General features: G+C 63.6%; 11 protein-coding genes. All 11 read left to right on the forward strand.

Annotated features, from left to right (window positions below; translation table 11 throughout):
- Window positions 1–153: 153 nt before the first annotated feature.
- The 11 genes from FB598_RS15845 (at window position 154) to rpoS (ending at window position 14,963) form a co-directional block, all read left to right on the forward strand.
- Window positions 154–3,018 carry a 2-oxoglutarate dehydrogenase E1 component gene (locus tag FB598_RS15845; RefSeq protein WP_141916256.1) on the forward strand — a complete coding sequence of 955 codons (2,865 nt, stop codon included), beginning with the start codon at window positions 154–156 and terminating at the stop codon, window positions 3,016–3,018.
- An 80-nt stretch (window positions 3,019–3,098) separates the two neighbouring features.
- Window positions 3,099–4,334, forward strand: coding sequence for a 2-oxoglutarate dehydrogenase complex dihydrolipoyllysine-residue succinyltransferase (odhB, locus tag FB598_RS15850; protein WP_141916259.1), 1,236 nt, complete (start codon window positions 3,099–3,101; stop codon window positions 4,332–4,334).
- A 212-nt stretch (window positions 4,335–4,546) separates the two neighbouring features.
- Entirely contained in the window at window positions 4,547–5,974 is a 1,428-nt protein-coding gene (lpdA, locus tag FB598_RS15855; protein ID WP_141916260.1) for a dihydrolipoyl dehydrogenase, read from the forward strand.
- Window positions 5,975–6,079: 105 nt separating this feature from the next.
- Window positions 6,080–7,177, forward strand: a complete 1,098-nt coding sequence (zapE, locus tag FB598_RS15860; RefSeq protein WP_141916262.1) for a cell division protein ZapE — start codon at window positions 6,080–6,082, stop codon at window positions 7,175–7,177.
- Window positions 7,174–8,025: a hypothetical protein gene (locus tag FB598_RS15865; protein WP_370455030.1), complete on the forward strand. Its 852-nt coding sequence runs from the start codon at window positions 7,174–7,176 to the stop codon at window positions 8,023–8,025. The genes zapE and FB598_RS15865 overlap by 4 nt, the downstream gene beginning before the upstream one ends.
- Window positions 8,026–8,211: 186 nt before the next feature.
- Window positions 8,212–8,418, forward strand: a complete 207-nt coding sequence (locus FB598_RS15870; protein WP_141916264.1) for a YdcH family protein — start codon at window positions 8,212–8,214, stop codon at window positions 8,416–8,418.
- Between the two features lie 191 nt (window positions 8,419–8,609).
- Window positions 8,610–10,712, forward strand: coding sequence for an ATP-dependent DNA helicase (locus tag FB598_RS15875; protein ID WP_141916266.1), 2,103 nt, complete (start codon window positions 8,610–8,612; stop codon window positions 10,710–10,712).
- Window positions 10,713–10,781: 69 nt separating this feature from the next.
- Window positions 10,782–11,519: a 5'/3'-nucleotidase SurE gene (gene surE / locus FB598_RS15880; RefSeq protein WP_141916268.1), complete on the forward strand. Its 738-nt coding sequence runs from the start codon at window positions 10,782–10,784 to the stop codon at window positions 11,517–11,519.
- A complete protein-coding gene (locus FB598_RS15885; protein WP_141916270.1) occupies window positions 11,516–12,517 on the forward strand; it encodes a protein-L-isoaspartate(D-aspartate) O-methyltransferase in 1,002 nt (333 codons plus the stop codon). The genes surE and FB598_RS15885 overlap by 4 nt, the downstream gene beginning before the upstream one ends.
- Before the next feature lie 263 nt (window positions 12,518–12,780).
- Entirely contained in the window at window positions 12,781–13,743 is a 963-nt protein-coding gene (locus tag FB598_RS15890) for a peptidoglycan DD-metalloendopeptidase family protein (protein ID WP_141916272.1), read from the forward strand.
- Between the two features lie 197 nt (window positions 13,744–13,940).
- The gene (gene rpoS, locus FB598_RS15895; protein ID WP_141916274.1) at window positions 13,941–14,963 is read left to right on the forward strand and encodes an RNA polymerase sigma factor RpoS; all 1,023 of its coding nucleotides are present in this window, start codon (window positions 13,941–13,943) and stop codon (window positions 14,961–14,963) included.
- Window positions 14,964–15,053 lie beyond the last annotated feature (90 nt).

A 15,053-nucleotide genomic window follows, 5' to 3' on the forward strand; every position in this document is an offset into this window, starting at 1 on the left:
GGCGCCTGCCGATGCAATGGGTTCTGATACAGAAGTTCATATAGGCAACAAGGTCCTTCCCCACAACTTGATGCAATCCGCTAACCGGTCAGGCCGTGTCGCGGAAGGTGTAGAAACCCGCTAATCTCGCGAAACGCGAAGAAAGGTGAGCAAATGACAAAGCTCTACGAGCAATACAACATCAACTCCTACCTCTTCGGTGGGAATGCTCCGTACCTGGAAGAACTGTACGAAGCCTATCTCGACAATCCCGGATCCGTCCCCGACAACTGGCGCGCCTACTTCGACGCCGTCCAGCACGTTCCCGCCACCGATGGCTCGAACCGTCCCGACGTCGCCCACGCACCCGTCATCGCCTCGTTCGCCGAGCGCGCCAAGCAAGGTCCGATCCGCACCGTCATCGCCTCCGCCGACTCCGACATGGGCCGCAAGCGCGTCGCTGCCACCCAGCTGATCGCCGGCTACCGCGACCTCGGTTCCCGCTTCGCCAACCTGGATCCGCTGCAGCGCCAGGAACGCCCCAATATCCCCGAACTCGATCCATCCTTCTACGGCTTCACCGATGCCGACATGGATATCGTGTTCAACATCAACAACACCTACTTCGGCCCTGAGACCGCATCGCTGCGCGACTTGCTGCAGATGCTGCGCGACACCTACACGCGCTCCATCGGCGCCGAATTCACCTACATCTCGGACATGGCCGAAGTGCGCTGGCTGGAAGAGCGCCTGGAGCCGACCCGCGCCGCGCCCAGCTTCTCGGCCGAGAAGAAAAAGCACATCCTGGAACGCCTGACCGCGGCCGAAGGCCTGGAGCGCTATCTCCACACCAAGTACGTCGGCCAGAAGCGCTTCTCGCTGGAAGGCGGCGAAAGCTTCATCGCCTCCCTGGATGAGACCATCCAGCGCGCCGGCGAAAACGGCGTGCAGGAAATCGTGATCGGCATGGCCCACCGCGGCCGCCTGAACGTGCTGGTCAACATCCTGGGCAAGACCCCGCAGGAACTGTTCTCCGAATTCGAAGGCCATCACGCTGATGACCTGCCGGCCGGCGACGTCAAGTACCACCAGGGCTTCTCGTCCGACGTCTCGACTCCTGGCGGCCCGGTCCACCTGTCGCTGGCGTTCAACCCGTCGCACCTGGAAATCGTCAACCCGGTGGTGGAAGGCTCGGTCAAGGCGCGCATGGATCGCCGCGGCGACAAGGACGGCTCGCAAGTGCTGCCGATCCTGGTGCACGGCGACGCCGCCTTCGCCGGCCAGGGCGTCGTGATGGAAACCCTGAACCTGGCGCAGACCCGCGGCTACGGTACCGGCGGTACCGTGCACATCGTGATCAACAACCAGATCGGCTTCACCACCTCCGATCCGCGCGACTCCCGTTCGACGCTGTACTGCTCGGACGTGGTCAAGATGATCGAGGCCCCGGTGCTGCACGTCAACGGCGACGACCCGGAAGCCGTCGTGTTCGCGACCCAGATCGCCGTCGACTACCGCATGAAGTTCAAGAAGGACATCGTGGTCGACATCATCTGCTTCCGCAAACTGGGCCACAACGAGCAAGACACCCCGGCGCTGACCCAGCCGCTGATGTACAAGAAGATCGCCCAGCATCCGGGTACCCGCAAGCTGTACGCCGACAAGCTGGCAGCCCAGGGCACCATCGCCGCCAACGGCGGCGAGGAGCTGGTCAAGGCCTTCCGCGCCGCGATGGACGCCGGCAAGCACACCATCGATCCGGTGCTGACCAACTTCAAGAGCAAGTACGCGGTCGACTGGCTGCCGTTCCTGAACCGCAAGTGGACCGACGCGGCCGAAACCGCCGTGCCGCTGGCTGAACTGAAGCGCCTGGGCGCCAAGATCACCACCATCCCCGAAGGCTTCAAGGCCCACTCGCTGGTCGAGAAGGTCATCAACGACCGCGCCGCCATGGCCCGCGGCGAAATGAACCTGGACTGGGGCATGGGCGAACACCTGGCCTACGCGTCGCTGGTGTCGTCCGGCTATGCCGTGCGCCTGACCGGCCAGGATGCCGGCCGCGGCACTTTCGTGCACCGCCACGCCGTGCTGCACGACCAGAACCGCGAGCGTTGGGATGCCGGCACCTATGTGCCGCTGCAAAACGTCGCCGAAAACCAGTCGACCTTCACCGTCATCGACTCCGTGCTGTCGGAAGAAGCGGTGCTGGGCTTCGAATACGGTTATTCCACCGCCGAACCCAACACCCTGACCATCTGGGAAGCCCAGTTCGGCGACTTCGCCAACGGCGCCCAGGTCGTGATGGACCAGTTCATCAGCTCCGGCGAAGTGAAGTGGGGCCGCGCTTCGGGCCTGGTGCAGATGCTGCCGCACGGCTATGAAGGCCAGGGCCCCGAGCACTCCTCGGCGCGCCTGGAGCGTTACCTGCAGCTGTGCGCAGACAACAACATGCAAGTGGTGCAGCCCACCACCGCCGCGCAGATCTTCCACCTGCTGCGCCGCCAGATGATCCGCCTGTTCCGCAAGCCGCTGATCATCATGACGCCCAAGTCGCTGCTGCGTAACAAGGATGCCGGTTCGCCGCTGTCCGACCTGGCCAAGGGTTCGTTCCAGACCGTGATCCCGGAAGTCGACGAATCCATCGATGCCAAGAAGGTCAAGCGCGTGATCGCCTGCTCGGGCAAGGTCTACTACGACCTGGTCAACGCCCGTAAGGAACGCGGCCAGACCGACACCGCCATCATCCGCGTCGAGCAGTTGTACCCGTTCCCGCACAAGGCGTTCGCCGCTGCCCTCAAGCAGTTCCCGAACTTCAACGAACTGGTGTGGACCCAGGACGAGCCGCAGAACCAGGGCGCATGGCTGCAGATCCAGCACAACATCTTCGAGAACCTGTCCGAAGGTCAAAAGCTGGCTTATGCAGGCCGTCCGGCCAGCGCGTCGCCTGCCGTGGGTTACTACGACAAGCACTACGCACAGCAGAAGGCGCTGATCGAAACTGCATTCTCGAAGCTCAAGGGCTTTGTCCTGACCAAATAATCATTGTTGCAAACCAGGTGCGCTGCGAGGGTAGCGCGCCTGCGTTTCATTAAAACGAATTACCCGAATCGGAGAACTAAATGGCTCAAATCGAAGTAAAAGTCCCGCAATTATCAGAATCCGTCGCTGAAGCTACCCTGCTGCAGTGGCATAAGAAAGTGGGCGAACAAGTTGCACGCGACGAAAACCTGATCGACATCGAAACCGACAAGGTCGTGCTGGAACTGCCGGCCCCGGACGCAGGCGTGATCACCCAGATCATCAAGGCTGACGGCGCTACCGTCGTCGCCGGCGAAGTCATCGCCATCCTCGATACCGAAGCGTCGGCCCAAGCCGGCGCTCCTGCCGCCGCCGCCGCTGTGGCGCCGCAAGCCGCAGCGCCCGCCGCCGCTGCCGCCGAACCTGCCAACAAGGGCAGCGTCGCCATGCCGGCCGCCGCCAAGCTGCTGGCCGACAACAACCTGTCGACTTCGCAAGTCACCGGCACCGGCAAGGATGGCCGCGTGACCAAGGGCGATGTGCTGGGCGCCCTGTCCGCACCGTCGGCAGCGCCTGCCGCAGCCGCCAAACCGGCGCTGGCAGCAGTTGCCGCACCGGTGGCAGCCGGCCTGGAAAACCGTCCGGAACAGCGCGTGCCGATGAGCCGCCTGCGCGCTCGCGTGGCCGAGCGCCTGCTGCAATCGCAAGCGACCAACGCCATCCTGACCACCTTCAACGAAATCAACATGCAGCCGGTCATCGACCTGCGCAACAAGTACAAGGACAAGTTCGAGAAGGAACACGGCGTCAAGCTGGGCTTCATGTCCTTCTTCGTCAAGGCGGTGGTGCACGCGCTGAAGAAGTACCCGATCGTCAACGCTTCGGTTGACGGCAACGACATCGTCTACCACGGCTACTTCGACATCGGCGTGGCCGTCGGCTCGCCGCGCGGCCTGGTGGTTCCTGTCCTGCGCGACGCCGACCAGATGTCGATCGCCGACATCGAGAAGAAGATCGGCGAATTCGGCCAGAAGGCCAAGGACGGCAAGCTGTCGATCGAAGAACTGTCGGGCGGCACCTTCACCGTCTCCAACGGCGGCACCTTCGGCTCGATGCTGTCGACCCCGATCATCAACCCGCCGCAGTCGGCGATCCTGGGCATCCACGCCACCAAGGATCGCGCCGTGGTTGAGAACGGCCAGATCGTGATCCGTCCGATGAACTACTTCGCGCTGTCCTACGACCACCGCATCATCGACGGCCGTGAAGCCGTCCTGTCGCTGGTGGCGATCAAGGAAGCGCTGGAAGATCCCGCACGCCTCCTGCTCGATCTCTAATGACTGCCGGGCAGGCTACTGCGCGAACCGATCTCGCCGATGCGATGCTCGCCGTACTTCAGTACGGCTGCGCTTCTCTCGACGACCTCGGCTCGCTCGCTACGCCTGCCCGACAGCCCACAGAGCCGGATCGGCGCTGAAAACCTTTTCTTTTCAGCGCCTTTTTTGTATCCGCGGAATACATGTCCGCGATAGACAAGATTGGAAAAAACATGAGCAAGAATTTTGACGTGGTCGTCATCGGTGGCGGCCCTGGCGGTTACATCGCCGCCATCCGCGCAGCCCAGCTGGGTTTCAACACCGCTTGCATCGACGAGTGGAAGAACGACAAGGGCGGCCCGGCGCCGGGCGGCACCTGCACCAACGTCGGTTGCATCCCGTCCAAGGCGCTGCTGCAATCGTCCGAGCACTATGAGCATGCCAGCCACGGTTTCGCGGAGCACGGCATCGAGGTCAAGGGCCTGGGCCTGAACCTGGATAAGATGCTGGGCCGCAAGAACACCGTGGTCAAGCAGAACAACGACGGCATCCTGTACCTGTTCAAGAAGAACAAGGTCGCCTTCTTCCACGGCCGCGGCTCCTTCGTCAAGGGCGACGCCAACGGCTATGAGATCAAGGTTGCGGGCGCGGCCGAAGAAACCGTCACCGCCAAGCACGTGATCGTCGCTACCGGTTCCAACGCCCGCGCACTGCCGGGCGTGCCGTTCGACGAACAACTGATCCTGTCCAACACCGGCGCGCTGGCCATTACCGAAGTGCCGAAGAAACTGGGCGTGATCGGCGCCGGCGTGATCGGCCTGGAAATGGGCTCGGTATGGCGCCGCCTGGGCGCGGAAGTGACCGTGCTGGAAGCGCTGCCGGCATTCCTGGGCGCAGTCGATGAGCAGATCGCCAAGGAAGCACAGAAGCTGCTGACCAAGCAAGGCCTGAACGTGAGCCTGGGCGTGAAGATCGGCGAGATCAAGGCGGGCAAGAAGGGCGTCACCGTCGAGTACACCGACAGCAAGGGCGACGCGCAAAAGGGCGAGTTCGACAAGCTGATCGTCTCCATCGGCCGCACCCCCAACACCATCGGCCTGAACGCCGAAGGCGTCGGCCTGAAGCTCGATGAACGCGGCTTCATCGCCGTCGACGGCGACTGCAAGACCAACCTGCCCAACGTGTGGGCGGTGGGCGACGTGGTGCGCGGCCCGATGCTGGCGCACAAGGCGGAGGAAGAAGGCGTTGCGGTGGCCGAGCGAATCGCCGGCCAGCACGGCCACGTCAACTTCAACACCATCCCCTGGGTCATCTACACCTCGCCGGAAATCGCCTGGGTCGGCAAGACCGAGCAACAACTGAAGGCCGAAGGCGTGCAGTACAAGGCAGGCACCTTCCCGTTCCTGGCCAACGGCCGCGCACGCGCGCTGGGCGATACCTCGGGCATGGTCAAGTTCCTGGCCGATGCCAAGACCGATGAAATCCTGGGCGTGCACATCGTCGGCCCGATGGCGTCGGAGCTGATTGCCGAAGCCGTGGTCGCCATGGAGTTCCGCGCTTCTTCGGAAGACATCGCCCGTATCTGCCACGCCCACCCGTCGCTGTCCGAGGCGACCAAGGAGGCGGCGCTGGCGGTCGACAAGCGCGCGCTGAACTTCTGATGCGCGATCAATGCGACAATACGCCCCACGCGTATTGCTGAGCATTGATTTGTTGCTGCAATGGGCGAGCCTGGCTCGCCCATTTTTGTTTTAAGAGAATTTCCTATGGATGTCCGTCAATTCTACGAACACTCGCTGGCCGAGCGCGGCTATGGCTCGGATGAAGCGCAATTGCGCGCGATCGCCCGCTTGCAGCAGGCGTATGAGGAATGGGTGGCCTACAAGGCGCAGCGCGCGTCGGCCTTCAAGCGCCTGATCAGCCGGCCGGCGGTGCCGCGCGGCGTGTACATGTGGGGCGGGGTGGGGCGCGGCAAGTCGTTCCTGATGGACAGCTTCTATTCGGTGGTGCCGGTGGTGCGCAAGACGCGCCTGCATTTCCATGAATTCATGCGCGACGTGCACCGCCAGCTGGACGAATTGAAGGGCATTGCCGATCCGCTGGATGAGGTCGCCAAACGCATCGCCAAGAAGTACCGCCTGATCTGCTTCGACGAATTCCACGTCTCCGACATCGCCGATGCGATGATCCTCTACAACCTGCTCAAGGGCCTGTTCGACAACGGCGTGTCCTTCGTGATGACGTCCAACTACGAGCCGGGAACGCTGTACCCGGACGGCTTGCACCGCGACCGCATGCTGCCGACCATTGCGCTGCTCAAGGAAAAACTGGATGTCATGAACATCGATGCCGGCATCGACTACCGCAAGCGCGTGCTGGAGCAAGTCAAGGTCTATCACACGCCGCTCGGCGCGCAGACCGATGAAGAGCTGCGCCAGGCCTTCGCCGCCGTGGCCGAGACCGCCGACGAAGATCCGCGCGTGCATATCGAGGCGCGCGAAATCCGTGCGCTGCGCCGCGCCGGCAGCGCCATCTGGTTCGATTTCGCGACCTTGTGCGGCGGCCCGCGCTCGCAGAACGACTACCTGGAGCTGGCCAGCCAGTTCCAGACGGTGATCCTGTCCGGCATCCCGCGCATGTCGGCGGCGATGTCGTCGGAGGCGCGCCGTTTCACCTGGTTGATCGACGTGTTCTACGACCACAAGGTCAAGCTGATCATGTCGGCGGCGGTGGAGCCGGACGAGCTTTACACCGTCGGTACCCTGTCCAATGAGTTTCACCGTACCGTTTCACGTATCATTGAGATGCAGTCGAAAGAGTATTTGGAGGCGGATCGCCGCATTGTGGCCGACCGGCTGTCATGAACCATACCAAGATGGGCAAGAATTACATGCAAGGTTTCTTCGCTGATGCCAATGGCGTTTCCCGTTTTCTTTGCGGCCTGGCGCTGATGCTGGGCGCCGGATGGAGTTCGGCGCAGACTGCCGCGCCCACGGATCGCCAGGCTCCTGCCGCGGGCCAGGCGCCCATGTCCAGGTCGGCATTGGAGGCGCTGGAGGCGCGCGCGCCGATTACCGAGCGCTATCCGGCCGGCTCGATCAAATCCCGCGAGGTCGCGGAAAAGGCATTGGCCGAGGCGGCTCAGGACCGGGATGCGCTCGGCGTGCGCTACATCGTCGACCAGCGCGCCTGCTATCAAAAGTTCCTGGTGACGTCCTGCCTGGAAGATGCCAAGGAGCGCAAGCGGATGGCTGAAAGCCGCATCAAGCAGGTGGAGATCGAAGCCAACACCTACCAGCGCCAGGCGAATGTGGACGAGCGCGACGAGGCCCTGGCCGAACAGCGCAAGAAGGACCAAGAGGACTCCGCGCGCCGCCTGCAGGAACAGAAGCAGAAAGAAGCGGATTCCGCGCGCAAGGTGCAGGATAGCGACGCCAAGCGCCAGCAGGTGCAACAGCGCATCGACCAAAGCCAGGGGCAGCCGGCGGACTACCGTATCCGGGAGCATGAGGCCAGGATGCGGCAGCAACAGGCGGAAGAAGCGGCCCGCGCGCCCGAACGCGCAGCCAATGCGGCCGCCCGCGAGCAGCGCATCAAGGAGGCGGAAGCCCATCGCCTGGAGGTGGAGCGCAAGAAGGCCGAGAACGAGCGCGAGCGCGCCGAACGCAAAAAGCGCGAGGCGCAATCCGGGACGCCGCCTGCTGCCAAGTAAGGGCGGCGCCCCCACGGGCGATTGTTGGCGCGACAGGGCTGGATTACACTAGGGCCTGTCAGCATTTACAGGCATTGTTAACAGGCCCCAGCACTCATTTCCCCGGAAGCAAGGTCGGGCCGCGCGTTGACAGCGTATCGGCCGCCGCTTCCGGCCTGAAGCCAGATACGCATTCAGCCATTCATTATGACCAGCACGCATCGCGAAGACATCCAGCGCCGTATCATCGAACTCGAGGTCGAACACCGCGACCTCGACAGTGTGATCGACTTGCTCATGCGCGATCCGCGTGCGGAAGACCTCCAGTTGCGCCGCCTGAAGAAGCGCAAGCTGCAACTGAAGGATCATATTTCCCTGCTGAAGATGCAGCTGGTTCCCGATATTCCGGCGTAATCCCGTTGCCTTCGGCGCGCCGGCTCCGCCATATTTTGATCCGGACATCAGGCCGGCATACCGATACGGCTTGCCGCGCCGACTCCGCGTAAAATAGCGGGTTATAGTGGCTTATCGCGGTTTGCCTTGTTTGGCATCCTTGGTCCGGCCAATCCGCGATTCCGTTTTTTCATCCCTACAGGTTTGCTGCAGTGAGCGCTCAAGAAGATACCGCCGTATCGGAAACACCAGGTATCCATGATGCCGAGATCGAACAGCTGTTCGGCGCCGGAGGGGCGCTGGGCGGCGCCGTCGGCAGCTACCGGCCGCGCCATTCGCAAACGGCAATGGCCAAGGCGATCGCCTCGGCCATTGCCAACCGGGGAACCTTGATCGCCGAGGCCGGCACCGGCACCGGCAAGACCTTCGCCTACCTGGTTCCGGCCTTGCTATGGGGCGGCAAGGTGATCGTCTCCACCGGCACCAAGACGCTGCAGGACCAGCTCTACACGCGCGACATCCCGACCGTGCGCAAAGCCCTGCAGGCGCCGGTTTCGGTCGCGCTGCTGAAGGGGCGCTCCAATTACGTCTGCCATTTCCACCTTGAGCGCACGCTGCAAAACGGCCGCCTGACCGCGCGCGAGGATGTCGGCTATCTGCGCGAGATCTCGCGCTTCATGAAAACCACGTCTTCAGGCGACAAAGCCGAACTGACCAAGGTGCCCGAGACGGCGTCGGTCTGGAACCTGGTCACCTCCACCCGCGATACCTGCTTCGGCTCCGAATGCCAGTATTACCAGGATTGTTTCGTGATGAAGGCGCGCAAGGAGGCCCAGCAGGCCGATGTGGTGGTGGTCAACCACCATTTGTTCTTCGCCGACGTGGCCTTGAAGGACACCGGCATCGCCGAGCTGCTGCCGGCGGCCAATACGGTGATTTTCGACGAGGCGCACCAGTTGCCCGAAACGGCCACGCTGTTCTTCGGCGATACCGTGTCGACCTCGCAGGTGCTGGAGCTGTGCCGCGACGTGCTGGCCGAAGGCTTGTCGCACGCACGGGACGGCGCCGACTGGGCGCGCCTGGTGGCGGCGGTGGAACGTGCCGCGCGCGACCTGCGACTGGCTTTCCCGGAAGACTCGGTGCGCCTGGCGCTCAACCAGATCGCCGCATCCAGCGTGTTCTTCCCCGCCCTGGATACGCTCAAGGACTGTATGGGCGACATGATCGCCGTGCTGGAAAAGCAGGCCGAACGCGCCGAAACCATCCAGCAATGCCGCGACCGCGCCAACGAGATCCTGCGCCAGCTGGAAAACTGGAACGTCTTGCCGGGGGCGGCGCCGACCAAGCCGGCAGCGGACAAGCCGGGCAAGGAGGAGGCCGGGACGGAGGCGCCTCAGGAGAAGCAGTTCTATGTGCAATGGGTGGAGGCGTATTCGTCTTCGCTGCAGTTGCATCGTACGCCGCTGTCGATCGCGCCGATCTTCAACAAGCAGCGCGAAAGCACGCCGCGTTCCTGGATTTTCACGTCAGCCACGCTGGCGGTGAAGCGCGACTTCAACCACTATGCCTCCCAGATGGGCTTGTGGAATGAGCCGGCCGAGTCCTGGCCCAGCCCGTTCGACTACGAGCAGCAGGGCATCTTGTATGTGCCGCAACATCTGCCGCAGCCCAATTCTTTCGAGTACACCGACGCCGTCATCGATGCCGCTTTGCCCATCATCGAAGCCGCCGGCGGTCGCTGTTTCTTCCTGTGCACCACGCTGCGCGCGGTCAACCGCGCCGCCGAGCGCCTGCGGGCCGAGTTCGAGGCGCGCCAGCTGCCTTACCCGCTGTTCGTGCAGGGCGAGGCCGGGCGCACCGAATTGCTGGATCGTTTCCGGGCCGCCGGTAATGGCGTGCTGATCGGCAGCCAGAGTTTCTGGGAGGGCGTGGACGTGCGCGGCGATGCGCTTTCGCTGGTGATCATCGACAAGCTGCCATTCTCGCCGCCGGACGATCCGGTGCTGGCCGCGCGCATTGCCGAAATGGAAAAGCAGGGCTTGAACGGTTTCGTGCACCACCAGTTGCCGGCCGCCATCATCAACCTCAAGCAGGGAGCGGGACGCCTGATCCGCGATGAAGGCGATCGCGGCGTGCTGATGATCTGCGATCCCCGCATCATCAGCAAAAACTACGGCCGCCGCATCTGGCAGAGCCTGCCCCCGTTCAAGCGGACCCGCGAGGCTGCTGTCGTGCAGGAATTCTTCCGCCAGCAGGCGGCTTCCCGCGCCGAGGAACAGGCTGCGGCGTCACAGCCCGAGCCCGACCTGGCTTGAGCCGGCACGCGCGATGTTGTCTGCCGTATCGCCGATTCTTATCTCCGGCCTTCGGTTAAAATGCAGCCAATGAAAATCCTCATCAGCAACGACGATGGCTACCTTGCGCCAGGCATCAACGCCTTGGCCGAAGTGCTTGCGCCCATCGCCGATATCACTGTCGTGGCGCCGGACAGCAACCGTTCCGGCAGCTCCAATTCGCTCACCCTGGATCGCCCGCTCTGGGTGGAACAAGCCGCCAACGGTTTCTACTACCTCAACGGCACACCCTCCGATTGCGTCCATGTGGCGCTGACCGGATTGCTCAAGGAACGGCCCGACCTGATCGTCTCCGGCATCAACCAGGGCCAGAACATGGGTGACGATACGTTGTACTCGGGAACGGTCGCTGCGGCGACCGAGGGTTTCCTGTTCGGCATCCCTTCGATCGCCTTTTCGCAGTTGCACAAGGGGTGGGCCGAGCTGAAGGCGGCCGCGCGCATTGCGCGCGAAGTGGTCGAGCGCCAGTTCGACGCGTTGCCCAAGCCTTACCTGCTGAACGTGAATATCCCCAATCTTCCCTATGAAGAATTGAAGGGTTGCGTGGCCACGCGCCTGGGCAAGCGCCACATGTCCGAGCCGGTGCACAAGCTGGTCGATCCGCATGGGCGCGACCTGTATTGGATCGGTCCGGCGGGCGCGGCCAAGGATGCCGGCGAGGGCACCGATTTCCATGCGACATCGAACGGCTATGTCTCGATCACCCCGTTGCAGATCGACCTGACCCACCGCGCCCAACTGGACAACCTGAAGAAAGCGCTTGCATGAACGACAAGCAGAGCCGCTTTCCGCTGAGCCTGTCTTCGGTGGTGGACAAGAAAAAGAATGGCGCCGCTTCCGCCAAGACGGTGGCCAATGGCGCGCGCGCGCAAGCCACCACGCAGACTGCAGCCAAGAATGCGGCGCTGTCTTCGCAGCGGGCCGAACGTGGCGCGCCCAAGCCGCTCAATCCGGTGCAGCAAGGGCTGTCGCAGGCGTTGCGTTCACAGCCGTCGCCGCTGCCGGCAGCCTCCAGGCCGCAGACGCCGGCACAGCCGCTGTTGAGCGCCGCTCCGGCGCCCAGGACGGCGGTCGGGAATGTGATGACGGTCACCCAGACCAACAATTCCAGCCATGCATCGCCGCTGGCGTCGGAAGCCGTGCGCCGTGCGATGGTGGCGCGCGTGGCCAAGCAAGGCGTGGCCGACGCCAAGGTGCTGGCGGCGCTGGAGGCGGTGCCGCGCCATATGTTCGTCGAACCGGGGCTGGCCAGCCAGGCATATATCGATGCCTCCTTGCCGATTGGCCACCACCAGACCATTTCCCAGCCTTACATCGTGGCGCGCATGATAGAGATCATGCGCCAGAACCGCCACGGCGGCAGGCTTGACCGCGTGCTGGAAATCGGCACCGGCTGCGGCTACCAGGCGGCGGTGTTGTCGCGGGTGGCGGGGGAGGTGTATTCGATCGAACGCATCAAGCCGCTGCATGAACTGGCCAAGAACAACCTGCGGCCGCTGAGGATTGCAAATATCCGCTTGCATTACGGAGATGGTATGCTTGGCTTGCCTCAAGTGGCGCCGTTCGACGGCATCATTCTGGCGGCCGCAGGCCTTGAGGTGCCGCAAGCTTTGCTGGAACAACTGGCCGTGGGCGGCCGCCTGGTGGCGCCGGTAGGCGCGCGCCAGCAAGTGCTGGAGCTGATCGAACGCGTAGACCGCTACGAATGGCGCCGCACGACCATGGAGCAATGCCATTTCGTGCCGTTGCGGCCGGGAACGGTATAGGGCGGGGCAGGCGCATCGCCACCCCTGTTGGCTCGTTATAGGATGGATTGGCGCCGGTATCAAGATCTGCAACGGATTGCCGAAACAGGCATGAGGCAGGAGGCGGCAAGTATCATGGAGCAAAGGCATGGTGCAGTCTGGCAATGATGGCGAAGTGGCAAGGCGGCCGGCAAACGGGCGGTCGCGGCTTGCGTTTCCCCTGGATGAACTTCTCACGCTGGCCGTAGGTCAACCAGCGTTGTACAAAAATTTAATGTAAGAGCATGAAGAAAATTCGTTTGGCTGTGCTGGGGAGTGTCGTCGGGATTTTGGCTGCTTGCAGCTCGACGCCCAATCAGCAGGCGCCGGTTGTCGAGCGCACCAGCAGCGGCAAACCGGCTGAAGCCGCGTCGGCAGCAGCGCCTGCAGCGGCGCCGGCCGGGCGCGGCTACTACACGGTGAAGAAGGGCGACACCCTTTATCGCATCGCGCTTGAGGCTGGCCAAAGCTATCGCGACATCGTCGCCTGGAACAACCTGAGCAACCCGAACGACATCAAGGTCGACCAGGTGCTGCGCGTGGCGCCGCCCGACGGCGCAGGCGGCCAGGCCCAGACTGCGGCGGTGGCGCCGGTGCCGGCCTCGGGGATCGAAGTCAAGCCGCTGGGCGCGCCCGGTGCGGCGACGCCGGCCGCGACTGCGGCCGGGGTGTCGAACAAGACCGGCCCGCACGGCGACAAGCGGGCTTATTCGGAAAGCGCATTGGCGGAGCTGGAGAAGCCGGACACGGCGGCCGCGCCGGCCGCAACGGCGCCTGCGGCGCCGGCCAAGGCCGAGCCTGCGCACCCCGCGGAGAAGCCGGCGCCGGTGGCGACCGATGACGAAGGAGTGTCCTGGATGTGGCCGGCCGAAGGCAAGGTGGTCGGCACTTTCGACGGTGGCAAGAAGGGCCTGGACATTGCAGGCAAATCCGGCCAGCCGGTGCTGGCTGCCGGCGCGGGCAAGGTCATGTATGCCGGCAGCGGCATCCGCGGCTATGGCAACCTGGTGATCATCAAGCATACGAACAACCTGTTGTCGGCCTATGCGCACAACAAGGCCATCCTGGTCAAGGAAGGACAAAGCGTCACCAAGGGGCAGAGGATCGCCGAGATGGGCAACTCCGACAGCGACAGCGTGAAGTTGCACTTTGAAATCCGCCAACAGGGCAAGCCTGTCGATCCTGCGAAATATTTGCCGCCGCGTTAGGGCGTGTCATGAACGATCTCGGCTCCCGCATCCGGATCGGAATGGATGCAGTACAAGGCGCGCCGGAACGTTCAGGGCAGTCCCGGGACGGGGCGCCGGTGGCCTTGCTCCCGCGGCCACGGTACGTCCGCGCCTTGCATGCGGCCCCGTTCCGGGGCGGCGCGGGAACTGAAACGGTTCATCACACGCTCTAGCACATGACAAGCAATCGCCGCGATCACTTGCCAGACCAGGACCCTCCCAGCGAGGATATTGACGACCCCATCGAGGAGGTCGATGAGCCGGAAGTGACCGATGGCGACCCCGCTGCCGCCGTGGAACAGCAGCAGGAGCCGGCGGTGGCCGAAGGTGTGGACGAGCTCAAGAAGGTGCTCGCCGCCGAACTGTCCACTGACACCACCCAGCACTACCTCAACAAGATCGGCGCCAAGCCGTTGCTGAGCGCGGCCGAGGAGCTGCACTACGCCACCCTGGCCAAGCAGGGCGAGTTCATCGCGCGGCAGAAGATGATCGAGCACAACCTGCGGCTGGTGGTATCCATCGCCAAGCATTACATCAACCGTGGCGTGGCCTTGCTGGACCTGATCGAGGAGGGCAATCTCGGTCTCATGCGCGCCATCGACAAGTTCGAACCCGAGCGCGGCTTCCGTTTTTCGACCTATGCGACCTGGTGGATACGCCAGAGCATCGAACGCGCCATCATGAACCAGGCGCGCACCGTGCGCCTGCCGGTGCATATGGTGCGCGAGCTGAACCAAATCCTGCGCGCCAAGTACCACCTGGAGGCCCAGCAGCACAACGGCCGTGACGCCAGCGTCGAAGATATCGCCCACCTGGTCGAGCGGCCGGTGGAGGAGGTGCAGGACGTGCTGGCCTTGTCCGAGCATGCGGCATCCCTGGATACGCCGTTGGACAACGATCCGCAAGCCAGCTTGATGGACCTGCTGCCCAGCGCGGTGGAGGAGCATCCCGACAGTCGCGCCGAGAGCCATGAAATGGCGATCCTGATCCGGGAGTGGCTCAAGAGCCTGTCAGAAAAACAGCGCGTGATCGTGGCGCGCCGCTTCGGCCTGGATAACGACGATCCTTCCACGTTGGAGCAGCTTGCGGGCGAAATGGGCATCACCCGCGAGCGGGTGCGTCAGGTGCAGCAGGAGGCGCTGGTCAAGCTGAAACGGCTGCTGGCGTCGCGCGGGGTCAACCGCGACGCCTTGTTCTGAGCCGCATTCCAGGTCACTCTATGCGCCCGCCGGCGGCGCGCCATCCTGATTCCTTGCGCCGGGCGCGCATCGTGCTTCCCTCCGGCTGCC

It is taken from the genome of Herbaspirillum sp. SJZ106 (assembly GCF_006715495.1).
In the GTDB taxonomy this organism is placed as follows: Bacteria; Pseudomonadota; Gammaproteobacteria; order Burkholderiales; family Burkholderiaceae_D; genus Herbaspirillum.

Excerpts from the sequence above, each read along its gene's own strand:
- FB598_RS15845 (WP_141916256.1), top strand. The coding sequence starts at position 154 with ATGACAAAGCTCTACGAGCAATACAACATCAACTCCTACCTCTTCGGT.
- odhB (WP_141916259.1), top strand. The coding sequence starts at position 3,099 with ATGGCTCAAATCGAAGTAAAAGTCCCGCAATTATCAGAATCCGTCGCT.
- lpdA (WP_141916260.1), top strand. The coding sequence starts at position 4,547 with ATGAGCAAGAATTTTGACGTGGTCGTCATCGGTGGCGGCCCTGGCGGT.
- zapE (WP_141916262.1), top strand. The coding sequence starts at position 6,080 with ATGGATGTCCGTCAATTCTACGAACACTCGCTGGCCGAGCGCGGCTAT.
- FB598_RS15865 (WP_370455030.1), top strand. The coding sequence starts at position 7,174 with ATGAACCATACCAAGATGGGCAAGAATTACATGCAAGGTTTCTTCGCT.
- FB598_RS15870 (WP_141916264.1), top strand. The coding sequence starts at position 8,212 with ATGACCAGCACGCATCGCGAAGACATCCAGCGCCGTATCATCGAACTC.
- surE (WP_141916268.1), top strand. The coding sequence starts at position 10,782 with ATGAAAATCCTCATCAGCAACGACGATGGCTACCTTGCGCCAGGCATC.
- FB598_RS15885 (WP_141916270.1), top strand. The coding sequence starts at position 11,516 with ATGAACGACAAGCAGAGCCGCTTTCCGCTGAGCCTGTCTTCGGTGGTG.
- FB598_RS15890 (WP_141916272.1), top strand. The coding sequence starts at position 12,781 with ATGAAGAAAATTCGTTTGGCTGTGCTGGGGAGTGTCGTCGGGATTTTG.
- rpoS (WP_141916274.1), top strand. The coding sequence starts at position 13,941 with ATGACAAGCAATCGCCGCGATCACTTGCCAGACCAGGACCCTCCCAGC.